The 17,553-nt window shown below is 69.3% G+C and carries 24 protein-coding genes; 10 read left to right on the top strand and 14 right to left on the bottom strand.

Going from position 1 to position 17,553, the window contains the following annotated elements; translation table 11 throughout:
- Nucleotides 1-72 precede the first annotated feature (72 nt).
- From AB0M70_RS39345 to AB0M70_RS39325, 5 genes are all read right to left on the bottom strand, one after another.
- Nucleotides 73-930, bottom strand: coding sequence for an alpha/beta hydrolase (locus tag AB0M70_RS39345; protein ID WP_365828153.1), 858 nt, complete (start codon nt 928-930; stop codon nt 73-75).
- Nucleotides 927-1,553, bottom strand: coding sequence for a TetR/AcrR family transcriptional regulator (locus AB0M70_RS39340; protein WP_365828151.1), 627 nt, complete (start codon nt 1,551-1,553; stop codon nt 927-929). Before AB0M70_RS39340 ends, AB0M70_RS39345 begins: the two co-directional genes overlap by 4 nt.
- A 90-nt stretch (nt 1,554-1,643) precedes the next feature.
- On the bottom strand, nt 1,644-2,183 hold the full coding sequence (locus tag AB0M70_RS39335) for a GNAT family N-acetyltransferase (protein WP_365828149.1): 540 nt from the start codon (nt 2,181-2,183) through the stop codon (nt 1,644-1,646).
- A 75-nt stretch (nt 2,184-2,258) separates the two neighbouring features.
- Nucleotides 2,259-3,167: a phospholipase gene (locus tag AB0M70_RS39330; RefSeq protein WP_365828147.1), complete on the bottom strand. Its 909-nt coding sequence runs from the start codon at nt 3,165-3,167 to the stop codon at nt 2,259-2,261.
- Nucleotides 3,168-3,448: 281 nt separating this feature from the next.
- A complete protein-coding gene (locus AB0M70_RS39325; RefSeq protein WP_363212987.1) occupies nt 3,449-3,646 on the bottom strand; it encodes a hypothetical protein in 198 nt (65 codons plus the stop codon).
- A gap of 341 nt (nt 3,647-3,987) precedes the next feature.
- Between AB0M70_RS39325 and AB0M70_RS39320 the strand changes: the two genes are divergently transcribed.
- The 3 genes from AB0M70_RS39320 to AB0M70_RS39310 all read left to right on the top strand — a co-directional run bounded on the left by AB0M70_RS39320 (nt 3,988) and on the right by AB0M70_RS39310 (nt 5,830).
- Complete coding sequence (locus tag AB0M70_RS39320) at nt 3,988-4,167, top strand: hypothetical protein (RefSeq protein WP_365828144.1); 180 nt, start codon at nt 3,988-3,990, stop codon at nt 4,165-4,167.
- A gap of 11 nt (nt 4,168-4,178) precedes the next feature.
- Entirely contained in the window at nt 4,179-5,423 is a 1,245-nt protein-coding gene (locus AB0M70_RS39315; RefSeq protein ID WP_365828142.1) for a cytochrome P450, read from the top strand.
- A gap of 167 nt (nt 5,424-5,590) precedes the next feature.
- Nucleotides 5,591-5,830 carry a chaplin gene (locus AB0M70_RS39310; protein WP_361834940.1) on the top strand — a complete coding sequence of 80 codons (240 nt, stop codon included), beginning with the start codon at nt 5,591-5,593 and terminating at the stop codon, nt 5,828-5,830.
- Between the two features lie 101 nt (nt 5,831-5,931).
- On the opposite strand, the gene AB0M70_RS39305 is transcribed toward AB0M70_RS39310, so the two are convergent.
- The 4 genes from AB0M70_RS39305 to AB0M70_RS39290 form a co-directional block, all read right to left on the bottom strand.
- Nucleotides 5,932-6,444: a hypothetical protein gene (locus tag AB0M70_RS39305; RefSeq protein WP_365828140.1), complete on the bottom strand. Its 513-nt coding sequence runs from the start codon at nt 6,442-6,444 to the stop codon at nt 5,932-5,934.
- A 102-nt stretch (nt 6,445-6,546) separates the two neighbouring features.
- Nucleotides 6,547-7,443, bottom strand: a complete 897-nt coding sequence (locus AB0M70_RS39300) for a sucrase ferredoxin (protein WP_365828138.1) — start codon at nt 7,441-7,443, stop codon at nt 6,547-6,549.
- A 10-nt stretch (nt 7,444-7,453) separates the two neighbouring features.
- Entirely contained in the window at nt 7,454-8,626 is a 1,173-nt protein-coding gene (locus AB0M70_RS39295) for a cupin domain-containing protein (protein ID WP_365828302.1), read from the bottom strand.
- Nucleotides 8,627-8,679: 53 nt separating this feature from the next.
- Nucleotides 8,680-9,000, bottom strand: coding sequence for a hypothetical protein (locus AB0M70_RS39290; protein ID WP_365828136.1), 321 nt, complete (start codon nt 8,998-9,000; stop codon nt 8,680-8,682).
- Between the two features lie 188 nt (nt 9,001-9,188).
- Between AB0M70_RS39290 and AB0M70_RS39285 the strand changes: the two genes are divergently transcribed.
- The gene (locus tag AB0M70_RS39285) at nt 9,189-9,503 is read left to right on the top strand and encodes a hypothetical protein (RefSeq protein ID WP_365828134.1); all 315 of its coding nucleotides are present in this window, start codon (nt 9,189-9,191) and stop codon (nt 9,501-9,503) included.
- A gap of 41 nt (nt 9,504-9,544) precedes the next feature.
- Here AB0M70_RS39285 and AB0M70_RS39280 read toward each other — a convergent pair whose 3' ends face one another.
- On the bottom strand, nt 9,545-10,609 hold the full coding sequence (locus AB0M70_RS39280; protein WP_365828132.1) for an aldo/keto reductase: 1,065 nt from the start codon (nt 10,607-10,609) through the stop codon (nt 9,545-9,547).
- A gap of 117 nt (nt 10,610-10,726) precedes the next feature.
- Here AB0M70_RS39280 and AB0M70_RS39275 point away from each other — a divergent pair, with 117 nt between their 5' ends.
- Complete coding sequence (locus AB0M70_RS39275) at nt 10,727-11,575, top strand: helix-turn-helix transcriptional regulator (RefSeq protein ID WP_365828130.1); 849 nt, start codon at nt 10,727-10,729, stop codon at nt 11,573-11,575.
- A 116-nt stretch (nt 11,576-11,691) separates the two neighbouring features.
- On the opposite strand, the gene AB0M70_RS39270 is transcribed toward AB0M70_RS39275, so the two are convergent.
- Complete coding sequence (locus tag AB0M70_RS39270) at nt 11,692-11,952, bottom strand: hypothetical protein (RefSeq protein ID WP_365828128.1); 261 nt, start codon at nt 11,950-11,952, stop codon at nt 11,692-11,694.
- A 314-nt stretch (nt 11,953-12,266) separates the two neighbouring features.
- Here AB0M70_RS39270 and AB0M70_RS39265 point away from each other — a divergent pair, with 314 nt between their 5' ends.
- Both AB0M70_RS39265 and AB0M70_RS39260 read left to right on the top strand, forming a co-directional pair.
- Nucleotides 12,267-12,698, top strand: a complete 432-nt coding sequence (locus AB0M70_RS39265) for a hypothetical protein (protein ID WP_365828126.1) — start codon at nt 12,267-12,269, stop codon at nt 12,696-12,698.
- Nucleotides 12,699-12,800: 102 nt separating this feature from the next.
- Nucleotides 12,801-13,472: an AIM24 family protein gene (locus AB0M70_RS39260; protein ID WP_365828124.1), complete on the top strand. Its 672-nt coding sequence runs from the start codon at nt 12,801-12,803 to the stop codon at nt 13,470-13,472.
- 74 nt (nt 13,473-13,546) lie between these two features.
- Here the strand turns inward: AB0M70_RS39260 and AB0M70_RS39255 are convergent, their stop codons facing one another.
- Nucleotides 13,547-14,086, bottom strand: coding sequence for a GNAT family N-acetyltransferase (locus AB0M70_RS39255; protein ID WP_365828122.1), 540 nt, complete (start codon nt 14,084-14,086; stop codon nt 13,547-13,549).
- 180 nt (nt 14,087-14,266) lie between these two features.
- Here AB0M70_RS39255 and AB0M70_RS39250 point away from each other — a divergent pair, with 180 nt between their 5' ends.
- Nucleotides 14,267-15,016, top strand: coding sequence for a class I SAM-dependent methyltransferase (locus AB0M70_RS39250; protein WP_365828120.1), 750 nt, complete (start codon nt 14,267-14,269; stop codon nt 15,014-15,016).
- Between the two features lie 176 nt (nt 15,017-15,192).
- Here the strand turns inward: AB0M70_RS39250 and AB0M70_RS39245 are convergent, their stop codons facing one another.
- The gene (locus AB0M70_RS39245) at nt 15,193-15,912 is read right to left on the bottom strand and encodes an XRE family transcriptional regulator (RefSeq protein WP_365828118.1); all 720 of its coding nucleotides are present in this window, start codon (nt 15,910-15,912) and stop codon (nt 15,193-15,195) included.
- A gap of 286 nt (nt 15,913-16,198) precedes the next feature.
- Here AB0M70_RS39245 and AB0M70_RS39240 point away from each other — a divergent pair, with 286 nt between their 5' ends.
- Nucleotides 16,199-16,588 (top strand): DUF6415 family natural product biosynthesis protein, encoded by a 390-nt coding sequence (locus AB0M70_RS39240; protein ID WP_365828116.1) that lies wholly within the window; start codon nt 16,199-16,201, stop codon nt 16,586-16,588.
- A 259-nt stretch (nt 16,589-16,847) separates the two neighbouring features.
- Here the strand turns inward: AB0M70_RS39240 and AB0M70_RS39235 are convergent, their stop codons facing one another.
- Complete coding sequence (locus AB0M70_RS39235; RefSeq protein WP_365828114.1) at nt 16,848-17,018, bottom strand: hydrophobic protein; 171 nt, start codon at nt 17,016-17,018, stop codon at nt 16,848-16,850.
- Nucleotides 17,019-17,266: 248 nt separating this feature from the next.
- Here AB0M70_RS39235 and AB0M70_RS39230 point away from each other — a divergent pair, with 248 nt between their 5' ends.
- Nucleotides 17,267-17,440 (top strand): CsbD family protein, encoded by a 174-nt coding sequence (locus AB0M70_RS39230; protein WP_363212974.1) that lies wholly within the window; start codon nt 17,267-17,269, stop codon nt 17,438-17,440.
- The last annotated feature ends 113 nt before the right edge of the window (nt 17,441-17,553 follow it).

Genomic DNA, 17,553 nt, shown 5'->3' with positions numbered 1-17,553 from the left:
AAGCGCCGAGGTACTCGCCGACGCCCCCTTCACCGCCGTCCCTTGCCCACGCGCCCTCCCCCAGGTGCACGCTCACCCGACGCCCTCCAGGAACGGGATGATCGCGTCCAGGAAGTGGTCGTTTCGGTCGCCGGCCACCATGTGGCCCGCGCCTGCCACCTCCACGCGCCGCGCGCCCGGGACCTGGTCGCAGAACTGCTCGGCGATGTCCTCGCGTACGACATCGCTGACTTGGCCCCGGACGAGCAGGAGCGGCGCACCGGCGTTGCGGCCGGCCGACAGCAGGCGCTCCGCCATGCCCGGCGGGTCCATCCGGCCCTCGAAGCTGTCCAGCATCCTCGGATCCCAGTGCCAGATCCACCGATCGCCCTGGCGCCGCAAGTTGTTCTCCAGGCCGGGGCGGGCCACCGAACGCGGACGCTGGGGCACATGGGCGCCGACCGCCGCAGCCGCCTCCTCCAGGCTGGAAAAACCCTCGGGGGCGCCGCGCATGAACTCCACGATCCGGCGAAAGCCGCGAGGGTCGGGGCGGTGGGCGACATCGACCAGCACGAGGGCCCGTACCGCCACCCCAGGTGTTTCTCCGGCGGCTAGCAGCGCGCTCAGGCCGCCCAGCGAGGCGCCGACCAGCACCGGTCGGCCACCGATCGCAGCGACCAGCGCCCGTACGTCCTGCGCGAACAGGCCCAGATCGTAGTCACCGTCGGGCGACCATCCGCTGTCCCCATGCCCCCGCAGATCCGGGGCGACGACCCGCCAGCCCAGCGCCGCCAGCCGAGGACCGGTCCGGGCCCAGGCGTGCCGCGTCTGGCCACCACCGTGCAGCAGGACCAGAGGCGGCCGGGACTCCTCGCCCCACACATCCGCCGTCAGCACGAGCCCGCCGCCGCCCATGAAGTTGTGGGGCCGCGGCCGCGCGCCCGGCGTCACCGCGTGCTCCGGCGTCGCAGCGGCTCCAGCAGTTCCTCGCGGCAGGGGTCCGCGGCCGCCGCGGCCAGCGCGACATCCAGTGCGAACACGGCGCGCGAAAGGAACCGGTCGTCATCGATGAGGGCGGCCACCCACTGATGCAGCGCGCCCACGCATGCGGCGGCGACCACCGCGGCCAGCGCGTCGACGTCGACCTCCGCGCGCAACACTCCCCGTGCCCGTGCTTCCTCCATCGCGTCGCGAAGCCGGGTGAGCGGACTGCGGTCGAGCACCAGCCCGCTCGCCTCCCACGCGCGCACCATGCGACGCGAGACCACCGGATCGGCCACGAAGAGCTGCACCGTTGTACGCACGACCACATGCGGGTCCCCGGTCCCCTGCCCCGCAAGGCGGTGCTCCAGCTCCTCCATGAACCCGGCCGCGAGCGCCTCCCAGATCCTCTCGCGCGGCCCGATGAGGTTGTAGACGGTCGCCGGAGCCACCTCCGCGCGTTCGGCGATCCGCTCGACGCTGATCCCCGACTTCGGCCCCTCACGCAGGAGTTCACGCACCGCTTCCACGATCCGTGAGCGCCGCCGCGCCTTGTGCCGCTCCCGCAGTCCCCCGTCGTTCCCCGGCGCCATGCCGCCCCACCCCCACTAGTCGACACCACTCGAATCGAACTTAGAGATGTCTTTAAATTTAGGGGTGTCTCCAAGCGCGGGCAAGACTGTTCACATAGGCAGCGAGAACAGACGCACCGACTCCGACGGCCAGCACGCGCCCTCGCGCAGCGGTATCACCATCGTCCGCAACGGCATGGTCACCAGGCGGCCTTCGGGCTGCTCGACGAGGACGTCCTCGTCGATGGGACGCCACCCCAGACGCTGGTACAGCGGTACGAGGGGAGGCCGGCAGAAGAGGAGCGCGTGCTGCGGGCCCATGGTGCGCGCATGGTCGAGCGCCGCGGTGACGACGAGTCTGGCCAGCCCCCGGCCCTGCATGTCCGGCGCGACGGCCACGCCGCCCACACCCACCACGTCCGTCCGGACGTCGCCGACCGCAATCGGCAGCCGCAACAAGCCCGTGTGGGCCACCAGCCGTTCGCCGAGTCTGACCCCGAAGTGTTCTTCCTTGGGCAGCCAGGTCAGGCCGGTCTCGGCCACGCCGAAGGGGTCGTCCCCGTCGCCGAGGATCTCGCTCTGTTCCGTCTTGGTGTACCGCGCGAGCCGCACTGTGGTCGGCGCTGTCGAGGATGCGTTGTTCTCAGGCATCCCCACATGATGATCTCTCCGCCGATAGCCGTCCAAGGGGTTGCTCGGCCCGAGCAACCCCTTGGCCCGTCGCCGTCAGCTGCCGAAGGGGATGTCCTTCCGGGTGGCCATGCGGCGGGTGTCGGGGTGGTCCTTGACGTAGTCCGTGATGTACGAGAGCGACTCCCGCACCGCGCTGTCGTCGGTGCCGCAGCCCTTCGGGCCGTTGACACCGTCGGGGTAGCACGACATCCGGTTGCCGTAGATCAGGCTGTCCACGGCGGCGGCGCCGTCGGCGGAGTCGAGCAGCGTGGCGGCGCGCTCCTTGTCGCCCTTCGCCACCGTCCAGCCCACGGTCTGCGCGAGGTCTCCGGCATCCCTTGCCGGCCTGCCGGCCTCGAGTTCCTTGCGGATGCCGCCGAACTTCAGGGCCATGTTGAACAGGCCGTTGTCCATCACGCGCTGCTTGCCGGGGACATCGGGCCCGTGCTCGGCGAAGCCGTCGCGGACCGACGCGTAGTCGCCGCTGTAGCTGACCGCCTCCTTGGGCCTCAGGTCACCGAGGAGGCTCTTCCAACCGCTGCCGCCCTCCGTGCCGTAGAAGCCGTAGAGGACCCGGATCCCCTTGCTCTCCAACTTCTCGCGCGCCATGTCCCGCAGCGCGGCCACCGAACAGTGGCGCCACTCGGGGTCACTGCTGTCGCACCAGTCGGGGTTCTTCATGTCGAGCCAGACGAAGGAGACCCGACGCCCGCCCTCGTGCTCCTTCGCCACCTGGTCGAACATGTCCGACATGGTGTCGCCGGCGCTGGTGAGGGTGCCGTCGTGGTCAGCCCACCAGCCCTTGCGCCAGGCCGTGGCGTCGATCTCCAGTGCGTTGGCCCCGTTGGAGAGCGCCGTGGTCACCCCGCCCGTGGTCAGCACCCGGTGGGCGATGGCCCAGGTGGGGCGTTGCTCGGCCGTCTTCGGTGCGGCCTTGGAGGTCTCGTCCTGCGGTGCGGCCATTGCGGCTCCGGTGCCCAAGGCGACTGCGGAGACGACCAGGGCCAGTGGGAGCGCTGCGGCGCGAAGCCGACGTGATGCGGTAATGAGGACGGGTCCCTTCTGTTCCCCGGGCTGCGTAGTGCGCAGCCCGTCTGCCGTGCGGTGGCTGCCTTTTGTACAGCCCGCGGGCCTGCTGCCCGCGCCCGCAGCACCTTACGTCAAGTTACCCGTGGGTAATAGGGGGTGACAGGGGGTGCGTTCCGTGACACGACAGCACCAGCACACCGGCAGAAGCCGAGCGCTCAGTAAGCCGGGACGAAAAGCGCCACACCCAGCGCCACGACCGCGCACAGCGCTCCCGCCATGGCCAGGAGGATCGCCTGAGCCTGCACGGCATCCGCGTCCTCCCCCTCGCGAGGGGCACGGCTCAGGTCCCACACCGCTTGGATCTGCACAGACAATCCGATGACCACTCCGAGCAGGACGATGGCGTCGGTCATTGCAGTCTCTTTCCTCCGCGCGGCGACGGTCGCGCTCGGCGCGCTCGCAGCTCTCTTCCTGTTCCCTCTCGTGGCGCTCCTCCACCAGCGCCTCCCAGGTGACCAGGGGGCTCGAGCATGCGCCGTACATTCCGATGATCCACCGGCACCGTGTGCCCTCGCCGGTCAACGCGCCGCAGCGATTCGATCTCTTGCACGACCGACCTGCAGGACGCCGCCATTCGGCCGCTACGCCCGAGTCGTCGGCCAGGGGTGGTCCGGACCGCCGCGGCATCCCCACCACCCGAGCCACCCGCGCCCTCCGGAGCCACTCGCGACCGCCCGAGGCCACCCGCCCCGAAGTGGCCTTCACCCGCCCGCAGATGGACAACTACTGTGTCTCCTGCCCGGCCCAGACCACCGACCGGCAGCTGATCCGTCAGGCCGCCACCATCGAGCAACTCCACCACGTACCAGCCGAGATGGAGCTAGCCATCCCCTGCCGCCGACCGCCGCGCATCACCCTGTCCCCCACACCTTGAGGAGCTCCCGCATGGACCCGCACCAGATCCTCGTCCTGGACGCCACCGGCAGCGACCGGCACGCGGAGGACGCCGAGTTACGCTCACGCGGCCCGGCCACCCGCGTCGACGTCCTGGGGGTCGAGGCTTGGGCCGTGACCGACCCGGCCCTGCTCAAACAGCTGCTCACCGATCCGCGGGTCTCCAAGGACCCCCGGCAGCACTGGCCACTGTTCCCCGACAAGATCCTCGGCACCTGGCCGCTCGCGCTGTGGGTGGCCGTCGACAACATGTTCACCGCCTTCGGAGGCGACCACCGACGCCTGCGGCGGCTGGTCAGCCCGGCCTTCACCGCGCGCCGCATCGCCGCCCTGCAGCCGCGCATCGAGGCGATATCCCACGCACTGCTCGACGAGTTCGCCACCATCCCCGCCGGAGAACCCGTCGACCTGCGCGACCGCTTCGCCTATCCGCTTCCCATCCGGGTCATCAGCGAGCTCATGGGGCTCCCCGACCACTCCCAGCCGGACTTCCGCCGTACCGTCGACGGGGTCTTCGACACCACGCTCAGCCCTGATCAGGCCGCCGCCAACACCAAGGAGCTGTACGCGATCCTGGCCGACCTGGTCGCGGCCAAGCGCGCCGAGCCCGGCGAGGACATGACCTCCGTACTCATCGCCACCCGGGACGACAGCGAGGACGGCGACGGTTCGGCACTGACCGAACAGGAACTCCTCGACACTCTCCTCCTCGTGATCAGCGCGGGCTACGAGACCACCGTCAACCTCCTTGACCAGGCCATCACGGCACTGCTCAGCCACCCCGAACAGCTCGCCCTGATCCGCGAGGGCACGAGCACGTGGACGGACGTCGTCGAGGAGACGCTGCGCTATGAGGCGCCCGTCGCACACCTGCCCATGCGGTTCGCGGTCGAGGACATTGCGCTGACGCAGGGACTCACGATCCGTCAGGGCGACGCCATCCTCGCCTCCTACGCGGCGGCGGGCCGTCACCCCGACCTGCACGGCCCCAGCGCCGACACCTTCGATCTGACCCGGGTCAGCAAGAACCACCTCGCCTTCGGCCACGGCGTCCACGTGTGCCTCGGGGCCGCCCTGGCGCGGATGGAGGCCGAGACCGCGCTGCGGGCCCTGTTCACGCGCTACCCGGATCTCGCCCTGGCCGCCCCCGCGTCCACGCTGCGCCCCGGAGAGTCGTTCATCTCCAACGGCCACCGGGAACTGCCGGTCATCCTGCGCCCCGACGACGGGAACTGACGAACGATTCAGCCTCGGGTTCGGCATTTGGGGGAATGGGCGTGTCCGCGGTCCGGTCAGGGCGTTGACCAGCGCAGGCGCCAAAGAAGCGGGGTGCTCCGGCCGCGCGATGTCTGTTGAGGCTGGCTTGGCGCCTTGTGTCTGATCGAACCCAAGGAGAAAGAAGTATGTCTGCCATGAAGAAGACGATGAGCGTGGTGCTGGCCACCGGTGGCCTCGTGATGGGCGCTGCTGGTCTGGCATCCGCTGACGCCGGTGCCCAGGGTGCTGCCGTGGGCTCGCCGGGCGTGCTCTCGGGCAACCAGGCTCAGGTCCCGGTCCACATCCCGGTCAACGTGTGCGGCAACACCGTCGACGTCATCGGCCTGCTCAACCCGGCGTTCGGCAACACCTGCGTCAACCGCTGACCAGCCGCGTGACACCGTAAGAGCCCACCGGCTCGAAACGGCCCGAGCGAGCGTGCCACCGACCCTCCTTTTCGGTGGCACGCTCGCTTGCTCGTCCCCGGTCAGCTGGGCGGGCACCACAACGGGGCCTGTGACCGTGCTCGTTCCGCGGGCATCTCGCGGACCAGGTGATAGAGATTCTCGAAGTACGCCTGCCACCGATCGGGATCTGGCAGGGCGCTTCGTGCACGCCGAGCCCGTTCCGCCCTCACCAGTGGCTCCATGTGCTCCCACACCGAGAGCACCGACCCTCCCAGGTAGCCGGAGACCGGCTCTATGGCCACCACCCCGTGGGTGACCAGGGCGCCGAGGTTGTCGTAGTACCAGCCCAGCTCGCGCACCAGGTCACGGCCTTCCTGCGGAAGCCCGGCCAAGCCAAGGGAGAGGTCGTAGGCGGGCAGGTCCTCATGTACGAAGCTCCGCGCTCGAGCCAGCCGCAGGCTGCGATGTTCTCGGAACAAGTCCACGATCACAGGCAGTGCGTTGGCGTGCTGCGAAAGCCGCAGTTGTCGGAGGGACACCAGGCCCGACACCCCAAAGGCCAGCAGCGACACCACCAAGGCCGCGATATCCACCAGGAACCCCCCACCGCCGTACCTCTATTTCGTCACCTCCCTACCCCGGCGCCCCATCACGCCACACCACCGGCCCAGTAGGGCACCTCGGCGGGAGTCAGCTCAGCCCACGTCGATTGAAGTGACCTCATAGACGGCGGCGGAGCTCATGGACAGGCCGCGGCAGGTGAGTTGGGTCGGGGGTGTGCGGTGGGAGTGGACCTCGACGTCGATGGTCGTCGGATGGGGTGGGCGGCCGGTGAAGCGGATGCGCCAGTGGTTGTCCTCGCGGGCCGTGTCGACGACCTCGTAGTCGTGCCGGCCGGCCGGGCCGAAGCGTTCGAGCACGGCGGAGAGAGCAGCCTGCTGCGGCGGGAAGAGGTCCGTGTAGCCGCGCAGATGCTTCGCGTCGATCCGGTCGGCCAGGTGTTGCTCGGTCACCGCCACCGATGAGGCGGCGTCGAGATTGCCGTAGTAGACGCCGTCGGGAGCGACCACGACGTTGGCCGCGAATCTGTCGCCGCCGACGTGGGTGCACTCCCACACCAGCTGCGGCCACCGCTCGGCGAGAGCACCTCCCACCGGGCGGCCGCGCACGGCGCAGCAGGTGTCGTGCTGGCCGTGGGCGCAGACGAGGACGACAGGGGGGCAGCCGAGTTCCCCAGGGGTGTTGAGGGCGTCGGCGATGTCCGCCAGGTCCTGGTCGTGGCTCCATGTGCCCCATCTCTGGCGGTGGGCACCGGAGTTCTCGTGACGCAGCACGGCCCAGCGTTTTGGGCCGTCGTGGTTGCGGCGTCCGGGCCGCCTGATGAGCAGGACACGCGCCCGTACCGCCTGGGCGGCGGAGAACACGAGCTTCTTGGTGGATGGGTCGAGGTCGAGGCCGTCAAAGCCGTTGGGGGGCCAGCCGCCCCGGTATTCGATGAGGACCCAGACGGAGCCGTACGGCGCCGTGCCAGCGAGTGCGTCGGCGCGTTTTCGCGCGGCCTCAGCGCAGAAGAAGCGTTCTGCCGCTGTCACCGGGGCCACGTCACTGTTCCGCGGGTACCAGTACGCCCGCGCGCAGCAGTCTCTCAACGAGTTCGACACCGAGATCATCGGCGGTGCGGACCTCACCGTCGAGCATGCGGGCCACCGACGGCAGATCCGTTTCCGCGAATTCCAGCCAGCCCACCCGCGTGGACAGCCGCCCGCCCTCCAGCCGCGCTTCCAGCTCCCCGCGCAGCCTCACCCGCGAGAGGGGTCCAAGGCCGTCGACGGCCTTGAGCTGGGCCAGCGGTCCCAGCGCCGCGGGTCGTCCATGGCTCCGACGGGTGCGGTGGAACTGCGGAGCGGGATCGGCTCGGGTGATGGCGGCGACCAGGCGTTCGCGGACGATGTCGATCTCGCCCTCCGGCCCGTTCACGCCCAGGGGCAGGGTGCCGCGCATCTGGGGGTCCTCGCGCAGCATGGCCAGCGCGGCCTGGGCGAGCTGCTCGGCCAGGGCATGACGCGTCCAGCTGTGGATTCCCAGCGTCAGGTGGATCGAGACCTCGCCCTGCGCCTGGGCGGCATGCAGCCAGCCCCGCGGCAGGTAGAGGACGTCGCCGGGCTCCAGAACGGTGTCGATGCAGGGCTCGCTCTTCGCCGCCTCGGCGACGGCGCGGCGGCGGTCGGTCCAGGGCTGGTCGCGCAGCGGGTCGGGGTGGACGGGCTCGCGGATCAGCCAGCGCTTGGTGCCCTCGATCTGCAGGACGAACACATCGTGTACGTCGTAGTGGTCGTCGAACCCGCGGTTCTGCGGCGGAGTGACGTAGGCGTTGGCCTGTACGGGATGGCCCAGCTCCGTGCTCAGCCGTGCGCTGAAGTCCGCGACCGGCCCCCAGGTGCGCTGCAGAGCCTGCAGGACCAGGGTGCCGCCGTCGGCGAACAGGCGCCACAGAGCGGTGTCGTCCAGCTGGTCCCCGACGGTGGCACCCACACCGGCGGACGAGGTGAAGGACGCCTCAGGGAGCGTGGCGCCGTCCTTGGCAACGCGCAGAAAGGGCGTACGCAGCCCGCGACGCGAGATCAGTTCGTCCACGGCTTCGGCGGAGAACAGGTCGGAGAAGTCGCTCGCACGGCGTGTGAGCAGCGCGGTGCGCGCCCAGATGTCGCGGGCGAACTCGTCCTGACTCAGGCCGGTCAGCCGTGTCTCCAGGAGTGGCTTCACAAGTGGCTTCAGGACGCCGACGCCTGCTGTGGCGTCGGCGTCCTGGAGCTCGGTCGCGGGGATGCTCAAGAGCCGCCGGCTCCGCCGTCGGCACCTCCGTCATGGACGCCCGGCGTACCTGAGGCGCCACCGTCCGCGGGACCCTCGGCCCCGCCGTCGGCGCCACCGTCGTGAACGCCCGGCGTGCCCGCCGCACCGCCGTCCGCGGGACCCTCGGCTCCACCGTCGGCGCCACCGTCGTGGACACCCGGCGTGCCGGCGGCGCCGCCGTCCGCGGGGCCCTCGGCCCCGCCGTCGGCGCCACCGTCGTGGACACCCGGCGTGCCCGCCGCACCGCCGTCGGCGGGACCCTCGTTCTGGTTCGGATCCTGCTCGGGGTTGGTCATCGTTCCTCCTGAGAATCGAACGGCTGGGATCGGGCACACCCTCGAGAGCCCTCTCTGCTTTCTTCAAGCAGAGCCCTCTCTGCTTTCACCAAGCTCGCTCACGCGATTCCGGTCGGCAACCTGAAGGAGTGACGGGACGGCCGCTTGGCGGGGCCCACGTGGCACCGACTCCGGGTCATGATGGCCACGTGGCGACGGACAAGAAGCAGTACACCGAGGACGGCCATTTCATCGTCATCAAGGGACGACGCTGGCGGGCCACTGATCCTCATCTGCCCGACGACATCGAAACGCGTCTGACGCACCACCTCATGGCGGCCCGCAGGGCTGTCGGCGCCGCAGGTGAGGACGAGGACGCACGAAAAGCGGCCCGAGCCCGCGTGCAGCTCGCCAAGACAGGGCTGGGAGAACGCGGCACGCCTTGGTGGGAGCAGACTCCCGCCGAACGACGTGAGCGCTGGGAGGACTGCCTGCGCCGACTGGAGGCAGACAGCCATTCCTGACGCGTGCCACACGGACCCGCCCTCCCTCGGTCGTGCGCGTGTCAGTGGCGGCTTTCCAGCTTCCGGTCGCCGCGGATCAGCGTGCGGACCCTCTCGCCGGCGAGCAGGTCGTGCGGGAAGCCGAGTGCGATCGCGCTGACCTCGTCGAGGCGTTCCAGTTGGGCGTCGGTGAAGTCGACTTCCAGGGCGCCCAGGTTGTCCTCCAGTTGCGTCAGGGTGCGGGCGCCGATGATCGGCGCTGTCACGCCCGGGTTCCGCAGGGTCCAGGCGAGGCCCACCTGGGCGGGTGTGCGGCCGATGTCCGTGGCGATCTCCTTCACGACGTCCACGATGGCGTGGTTCCGTTCGGTGAGCGCGCCACCCGCGACGGTGAGGCTCTTGCGGGTGCCGTCGTCGGACGCGACGTCGGTCGCGGTCAGGTCTTCACGGCCGTACTTGCCGGTGAGCACTCCCCCGGCCAGCGGTGACCACGGGATCACTCCCAACCCCATCTCGCGTGCCATGGGGATCAGGTCGCGTTCCCCGGTGCGCTCGATCAGGTTGTACTCGATCTGCAACGCGACCAGTGGCGACCAGCCCCGCAGATCGGCGACCGCCTGCATGCGCGACACCTGCCAGGCCGGGATGTTGGACACGGCCACGTAGAGAACCTTGCCCTGCCGGACCAGATCGTCCATGCCGCGTAGAACCTCCTCGACCTGCGTCGTGACATCCCACAGGTGCAGATAGAGCACGTCGATGTAGTGGGTGTTCAGCCGTCGCAGACTCGATTCCACCGAGGCGAACAGATTCTTGCGGTGGCTTCCCCCGGAATTGGGGTCACCGGGACGGCGCAGCGTCGAGTACTTCGTCGCAAGCACCAGGCTTTCGCGGTGGTCGCGCGTGAATTCGCCGAGGAGGCGTTCGGAGCTGCCGTTGGTGTAGGTGTCGGCGGTGTCGATGAAGTTGCCGCCTCGCTCGACGTACAGGTCGAACAGTTTGCGCGCCTCGTCCGGCTCGGCGCCCCAGCCCCACTCGGTGCCGAAGGTCGCCGCGCCGAGCGCCAGCGGCGAGACCCGCAGCCCTGAGCGGCCGAGGAGCCGGTAGGTGTCGAGGGTGAGCGACATGATGTCCTCCTGTGCTGGTGATCCGTTACGGAGGACAAGCCTGCGACCGCCGCGCGGCAGGGGTAAGGGACGTGATGTCCTGGGAACAGCGGTCCTACCCTGGCTGTTGGATCGAACATGACGACCCGCGACATGGACGCGACACAGGAGCTGGCCGCGTTCCTCCGGACCCGACGCGAACGGCTTGACCCCGAGGATTTCGGCCTGCCCTCGCGTCGGCGGGCGCGCCGGACACCGGGACTGCGCCGCGAGGAGGTCGCCGAAATGGCCGGGGTGAGCGTCGACTACGTCGTGCGGCTGGAGCAGGGCCGCGGGCTGCGGCCCTCGCTGGACGTGGTGGAGGCGCTGTCCCGGGCGCTTCGTCTGGGCCCCGACGAACGCGGCTACCTCTTCGACCTGACCCGACAGCGCCGCAGTGACACCGTCAAGCCCGCCACCGCCGCTGCGCCGCCGCTGGCCCAACTGGTCGCCGACCTGGCGCCGCTCCCGGCCATGGTGATGAACCACCGCTACGACATCCTGGCCTGGAACGCCCAAATGGCCCGGCTGCTGCTGGATTTCGACACTCTGCCGCCTGAGCGGCGCAATGTGATGTGGCTGTGCCTACTGCGTCCGGAGATGAGGGAGTTCTACGTCGACCGCGAACGCGTCGTACGGGAAGGGATCGCCCATCTGCGCACCGCGTGGGCCGCACATCCGCAGGATCAGGTGCTGGCCGACCTCATCGCCGAGTGCATGGCTCGCGACGAGGAGTTCGCGCGGTTGTGGGGCCGGAGAGACGTCAAGGTGAACGGCCGCGGACGCAAGGTGATGCGGCATCCCGTCGTCGGTGAGATCGCTGTGCTCTTCGAGACGCTGCTGCCGCTCCAGGACCCGGACCAGCAGTTGGTGATCTACCGCGCCGCGGACGAGGGGAGCCGGGTGGCGCTGGACCGGCTCGCCAGCTGCGGGGGCGGGGAAGGCTGAGGCCGGGGTCGAGACCGGGCCTCAGCTCCATCCCTGCGGGCAGCCTCCGCCTTCAGTCAGCCCTCCCCGTCAGGCAGCATCCCCGTCTGGCAGCCTCCCCTTCAGGGAGTCTGACGTCACCCCGTGGGCTCGTCCGGCACCGGCTCTTCCGCGTGGCTCTCCAGGGCCCGGGACTCGCCGCGCCTGGCGGTGCCCCCCTCGTTGGTGTCGGGGACGTCGGCCGTTGTGTCACTGTCGCCGCCTTCGGCCTCCTTGGCGGCCTTGCCCACGTCAAGGTCCCAGGCGTCCGGCTCACCCGTCGCCTGCTGGTCGGGGGTGTCCCGGGGGATGGGCGTGCTGCCGTCTTCGCCGGGGGAAGCCGGAATCCGATCGCTCACTGTGTCTCCTCCTTGGCCCTTCGGGTCCTGGCCCGAGCAAGTACCCGCAGACCGCGCGACCACACAACCCCGATTGGAGCACGCGAGACCGGGTAACCGGGAGTCACTTGGACGCCTCCGCAGTGACACATGGTGGGAGAACCATGAGCGAGCGCACAGAGGGCCGAGAGACAACGCGCGTGAAGCCGGAGACGGACCCACCCGCACTCCACACTCCACGCACCGACCGTGCGTTGGCGCGCCACCGGGGCCACAGCCTACGGTGGCTGGTGACAGGCGTCGTCGCAACCGCCGTGTGCGTGGTCGCGACCTGGATGGGCGCTACCCGAGGCATCGACTGGATCGAAGGCGTGGGCAGCCGACTGGCCGCCGGCGGTGTCGTGTGCGTCTGCCTGGGGGCGAGTGGCCTGTACGCCAATGCCCGCATGCGGCAGATCCTGAAGGCAGGCCCGTGGCTCTCCCGGCGCGCCCATCAGTTCCCGCCCAGCCGCTGGAAGGGCGCCGGAATCGTCCTGCGTGACCCGTCCGGCGAGTTGTGCCCGCTCCTCGTCCTCGCGACCCGGCAGCGAGCCAGGCACGTCGTCGCGGAGCAGGACAACTCGGTGTGGTGGTGCCCGGGTCCCGGGGGCCGCGGCGTCCTCGTCCGTCCCGACGGGGACGAACTGCTGTACGCGCGGCCCCCGTTCACTTCCTGGGGCCGCAGGACGCGTATCGAGGACGCGAAGAAGGCGGGACTCGGCGCGTAGCCTCCCCGCGATCCACGGCGGGTCGGGCACGGAGCTGCGTGGAATGGCCTATCGCCCAACTCCGCGCGCCTGAGGGCGACTTGGCGGGGTACGGGAGGATGCATGCAGCGAAATCTCTTCGATCCCGAGAATCTCATCCAACCCGCGTCGGCCCCCGGGCTCACGCAGGACAACCCCATGACGGTTCGCTACACCGTCAAAGGCGAGGCACGGGCTCGGCAGGGGACGATGGTCGCCTGGCGGGGCTCGCTGGAGTTCGAGCGGCAAGGCCAGGGCGTGGGCAACTTGCTCAAGCGCGCGGTGACCGGTGAGGGCCTGGCCCTGATGACGGTCAGCGGCGAGGGCGAGGCGTGGTTCGCCTCCGACGCGGCGCACTGCTTCCTCGTCGACGTGGACGAGAACCGCGGCCTCACGGTCAACGGCAAGAACATCTTGTGCTTCGATGCCTCGCTGAACTATGACATCACCACCGTCAAGGGCGCGGGGATGGCAGGCGGCGGCCTGTTCAACTGCACGTTCACCGGCACCGGGCGCCTGGCACTGACCAGTGCGGGCATCCCGCTGGTACTGCCTGTCACCCCGGAAGCGCCCGTCTACGTGGACACCGACGCCGTCGTCGCCTGGAGCCCCCCGCTGCGCGCGTCGCTGCACCGTTCCCAGAGCGTCGGCTCGATGATCAAGGGCGGCTCGGGCGAGGCCGTGCAGTTGAAGCTGGAGGGGGAAGGCATCGCGGTGGTCAACCCCGGCGAGCCCAAGCCAGCCCCGCAATCCTGAGCGTCCCTGCCGTACGCCGCTTTCGAACGAGCCGAGGGGGGCCGCTTTGGGGGGCGGCCCCCTTCGCCATGCCGTCAGGCGACCCGTCGCGCCAGCACCTGCCCCGGCCAGGGCCCCGACCCCCCGGACACGAAGCGCTCCGTGGGGATGAAGCCGTTGCGTTCATAAAAGGCAACCAACTCGCCACGGCCACCCGCCCAGCAGTCGACCCGCAGCAACTCCACTCCCGCCCGCCGAGTCTCCTCAGCGGCATGGGCCAACAGCACAGCCCCGACACCAAGACCGGCATGTCGCCGGTCGGAGACCAGCAGCCGGACGTACCGCTCGGGTTCCTCAGCCGGTGCGATCGGCATCTGAGCGCTCGGCCCGGAGTCCAGCACCAGGGCTCCGACGGGCGTGCCGTCCAGCTCCGCGATGTAGGGGACGTTCTCGGTCAGGTACCGCTCGACCCGCGCCACCCCGCCGGGCTTCTGCGAGTACGGCGTCGTGCCCCACTGCTCGGTGTTGCCGCGCTCGTTCATCCATCCCACCGCGGAGTCGAGCATGTGCAGTACCGCCGGGGAGTCGGCCAGGCCGCCCGGTCTGATCCGTATGCCATGTGTGGTGTCGTTCACGCCGGAAGCGTAGCCAGCGGCGCACTTGTGCCCGGAGCCGGGACGAGGCCCGGATCTTCGTGGCTTTTGCCAATACGGGGGTGCGCCGGGCCCCGTAGAGACTGCCGGACAAGAGGGAGTCGCGGCTTGTCCCCGTGACGGGAATCCGCGTCTACGGGCATACCTACGGAGGACCGCACCATGAGCGCGCAGCAGCAGCAGTACGACAAGATCGGTGAGGCGTACGAGGGCTTCAAGGCCCTGCCGCTCGAGCAGTACGCCGTGGTGCCCGGCTTCCTGGCGATGGTCGGCGACGTGCGGGGCAAGGCGGTCCTCGACCTGGCCTCCGGCACCGGCTTCTACAGCCGCGAGCTCAAGCGGCGCGGTGCCACCGATGTCCTCGGCATCGACATCTCCGGGGAAATGGTCTCGGTGGCACAGCAGTTGGAGGAGCGCGACCCGCTGGGCGTGCGCTACGAGGTCGGCGACGTGGCCGAACTGCGGCCGGCCGGCCGCCGCTTCGACATCGCGCTGGCCGTCCAGTTGCTCAACTACGCCTCGGACATCGCCACGACGGAACGCATGTGCCGCAACATCCACCGGAGCATGAAGCCGGGCGGCGAGCTGTTCCTGCTCAACCAGTCGCCCGACTTCCGCTTCGACGGGCCGGGCCCCGACAAGTACGGCTTCCGCACCGAACTCACCGGCGAGGTCGTGGAGACCGGGCGCCAGGTGCGGACCACAGCGCTGCTCGACCCGGAACCGGTCTCGTTCGTCGCCAACCTGCCGCGCCGCGAGGTCTACGAGAAGTGCCTGCAAGCGGCCGGCTTCAACGACCTGGCTTGGGTGTCGCTAACCGTCACTGAAGCCGGCGTGCGTGCGTTCGGCGCGGCCCACTGGGCGGACTTCCACGCCAACCCTCCGCTGGAAATGCTGCGCTGCCGCGCCTGACGACCCGACGGGCAGAGAACCGGACCGCCGGGCGACGGTTCAGGCCACGAGGCAGGACCCTGAACCGCAGGTGCTCGAGGTCGTGGCGGGAGGAGTCTTAGGGACGGAACGGGCCCATCTGCGAGCGCCAGGTAGAGGCCTACCGGAGGGCGGCAGGCCTCTTTCGTCGTCCGAACTCAGTTGAGTGACTCAGGCACCGGCCTGGACCTGGACCACAGCTCTTCGGCGTGCTCAGCAAAGCGATCGAACATGCCGCCTTCCTTGACCCTCCGGAGGTGCATGAGGGGGGAGTCGTGACCCACGAGCCTCGCCAGGTGCGGGGTGACCAACTCCTGTTCGTCGAACCGGAAGACGCTCAGGCTCACATGGTTCACGGCGTCCTCTGGCGCACTGAAGTGGACTTCCAGGCCCTCCAGGCCCTCCAGGCCCCCGACGCGCTTCAGCTCCTCAAGGGTCATGTGAATACGCGTAGAGACCGTCAGAGCAACGTCCTCGATGGTCTCTCGCTGGCGGGTGACCTCACCGTCCGGGTCCCCCAGGAGGAAGCGCACCCGAACACCCTGCTTGGTCTTGCGCCGGAGCACTTGGGAGAACGCGGGAACATGGGTCCAGAAAAAGTAGTTGGTGTAGCCGCTGAAGAAAAGATCGTTCTGGGACTCTTCGATCAAGGAAGCCCAGAGGGCAGATGGAGCCGCTGAGCGGTAGGGGAACGACTCAACGATCTCCAGGTCGCCTCCTGTTTTCAGCCTCTCCTTGATGGCTTTTGGCCAGAGCATGTCTTCATCCACTCCCAACGCGCGGGCAGCGTCTTCCCTGTTCCGAGCATGTGGCACTAGATCTTCATCTGCCAACCATCGCTCAACCGTCTTGCTCGTAACCCCGATGCGTGCAGCCAAGCGTCGTGGCGACTGATGAGCCGCATCCATAGCCTGACGAAGCATTGCGTTCAAGGCTTCTCCCCCCGACATTTGGGCCTTCTTCAGGCTAGCGCCCGTACTGCTCAACTGTCGCTGTTCGGGGGCGAGATACGTCCCTTCAGGGGGTCGACCCTCAGCAGGCGGCCTTCGCACGGGCGCGAGGCTACCCGGACCCCGTAGCCTGCCTGTGCCTGGCCTCCAACGCAGCGCCGCCGGACCACATGCAGCGTGATCCGGCGGCTAGCCGACTAGCCAGGAGTCGACCATGGCGCACCGTACCGCTACCTCCCGTTCTACGGGGCATCCGGGCTCGGGACCGATCCCACTCGACGTCGCGACCATGCGCGCGACTGCGCGCCGACTGGTCGGGGAAGACGCCGACGTGCCGACCCCCGAGGAACTCGACACCCTGACCCTGACGCTCCGGGGGCACATCATGCTGACCATCCCGGAGGTGGAGTCAGCGGCCTGGAAGCTTTCCGAGGACGACATCCCTCGTGCGTGCGCTCTCGCGTGCATCGGCGAAGCCCGGATGAAGTTGGGTACAGAACCCCGTCCCGGACTGCCCGCCGGCATTGCGCACGCGCAGAGGCTCGCGCGCGTGCTGAACGCGCTGGTGGATCATTCCGAGAATCTCGGGGGCGCTCGGGCGTGACGTCGCACAGCCGACAGTGAGGACGGGTTATCCGACCTGTCAGATGTTGTTCCACGGCACCGGCCATGCGGCGCGACGCCACGTGAGGGTCAAGAGCGCGTCCCGCGGGATGGGCGCCGCGACGCGCAAGAGGGTGGGCCCGGCCGTCCCAGGTCGGGCCCACCCTCAGGCACCTACGCCACCGCCCGTGGCGTCGTGCCGCTCTGTGCCGCAGTCAGGCATGTGTCGGCATCAGGCATGTGCTGTTATCAGGCTCGCGTCACCATCGGTACCAGCGGCCCCTGCGGCCGCCGCGTGCGGCGGGCTTGAGCACGAAGCCGAGCAGCCAGATCACGAGCACGATGACCGCGATCCACCACAGCGCCTTCAGCGCGAAACCCGCACCGAAGAGAAGCAGAGCCAGAAGAAGCACCAGAATCAGGGGAACCATTGTTATCAACCTCCAGCCACTCTGGTGCTCCCAGATCTTCTCCACAAACACATAAAAGTTGCGTTTTCCACACAAAATGGAGGGCACGCGTCCGCAGTGCGGAGTACCCCCTTCCGCCCCGGTCATGCGCACAGCCGCGACACCGGACGGCCGCGAGATCCGATCGCGGTGATGATGTTTGCCGGGAGGCTGAGCGGCCAGGCGAAGTGACAGCACATGATGTCGATGCCAAGGAGCGTGAGCGGAGCATGGCCACCAACGAGAAGGCCAAGGCAAAGTTCGAACAGGCAACCGGTGCCGCCGCGGCAGCCGCCGGACGCGCCACGGGCAACGAAAGCCTTGCCGCCAAGGGACGCGCCCAGCAGATGAAGGGCGACGCACGCCAGGCCAAGGAGAAGACCAAGGACATGGGCAAGCACTGACACGCCCGCGCCAGAAATCGCCGTCGGGGGGGGCCCCCCCGGGGGGGCGCCCCCCCCGCGGGGGGGTGGAAGTGAGCCCCCCCCCAATGTGGGGCCGGGCGGTGTGGGGGGAA

It is taken from the genome of Streptomyces sp. NPDC051214 (genome assembly GCF_040682375.1).
Classification (GTDB): domain Bacteria; phylum Actinomycetota; class Actinomycetes; order Streptomycetales; family Streptomycetaceae; genus Streptomyces.
The sequence above is the reverse complement of the archived record's forward strand: the minus strand, read 5'-3'. Positions and strand labels throughout refer to the sequence as shown.

Excerpts from the sequence above, each read along its gene's own strand:
- AB0M70_RS39340 (WP_365828151.1), bottom strand. The coding sequence starts at position 1,553 with ATGGCGCCGGGGAACGACGGGGGACTGCGGGAGCGGCACAAGGCGCGG.
- AB0M70_RS39335 (WP_365828149.1), bottom strand. The coding sequence starts at position 2,183 with ATGCCTGAGAACAACGCATCCTCGACAGCGCCGACCACAGTGCGGCTC.
- AB0M70_RS39330 (WP_365828147.1), bottom strand. The coding sequence starts at position 3,167 with ATGGCCGCACCGCAGGACGAGACCTCCAAGGCCGCACCGAAGACGGCC.
- AB0M70_RS39325 (WP_363212987.1), bottom strand. The coding sequence starts at position 3,646 with ATGACCGACGCCATCGTCCTGCTCGGAGTGGTCATCGGATTGTCTGTG.
- AB0M70_RS39315 (WP_365828142.1), top strand. The coding sequence starts at position 4,179 with ATGGACCCGCACCAGATCCTCGTCCTGGACGCCACCGGCAGCGACCGG.
- AB0M70_RS39310 (WP_361834940.1), top strand. The coding sequence starts at position 5,591 with ATGTCTGCCATGAAGAAGACGATGAGCGTGGTGCTGGCCACCGGTGGC.
- AB0M70_RS39290 (WP_365828136.1), bottom strand. The coding sequence starts at position 9,000 with ATGACCAACCCCGAGCAGGATCCGAACCAGAACGAGGGTCCCGCCGAC.
- AB0M70_RS39280 (WP_365828132.1), bottom strand. The coding sequence starts at position 10,609 with ATGTCGCTCACCCTCGACACCTACCGGCTCCTCGGCCGCTCAGGGCTG.
- AB0M70_RS39275 (WP_365828130.1), top strand. The coding sequence starts at position 10,727 with ATGACGACCCGCGACATGGACGCGACACAGGAGCTGGCCGCGTTCCTC.
- AB0M70_RS39265 (WP_365828126.1), top strand. The coding sequence starts at position 12,267 with ATGGGCGCTACCCGAGGCATCGACTGGATCGAAGGCGTGGGCAGCCGA.
- AB0M70_RS39260 (WP_365828124.1), top strand. The coding sequence starts at position 12,801 with ATGCAGCGAAATCTCTTCGATCCCGAGAATCTCATCCAACCCGCGTCG.
- AB0M70_RS39250 (WP_365828120.1), top strand. The coding sequence starts at position 14,267 with ATGAGCGCGCAGCAGCAGCAGTACGACAAGATCGGTGAGGCGTACGAG.
- AB0M70_RS39240 (WP_365828116.1), top strand. The coding sequence starts at position 16,199 with ATGGCGCACCGTACCGCTACCTCCCGTTCTACGGGGCATCCGGGCTCG.
- AB0M70_RS39235 (WP_365828114.1), bottom strand. The coding sequence starts at position 17,018 with ATGGTTCCCCTGATTCTGGTGCTTCTTCTGGCTCTGCTTCTCTTCGGT.
- AB0M70_RS39230 (WP_363212974.1), top strand. The coding sequence starts at position 17,267 with ATGGCCACCAACGAGAAGGCCAAGGCAAAGTTCGAACAGGCAACCGGT.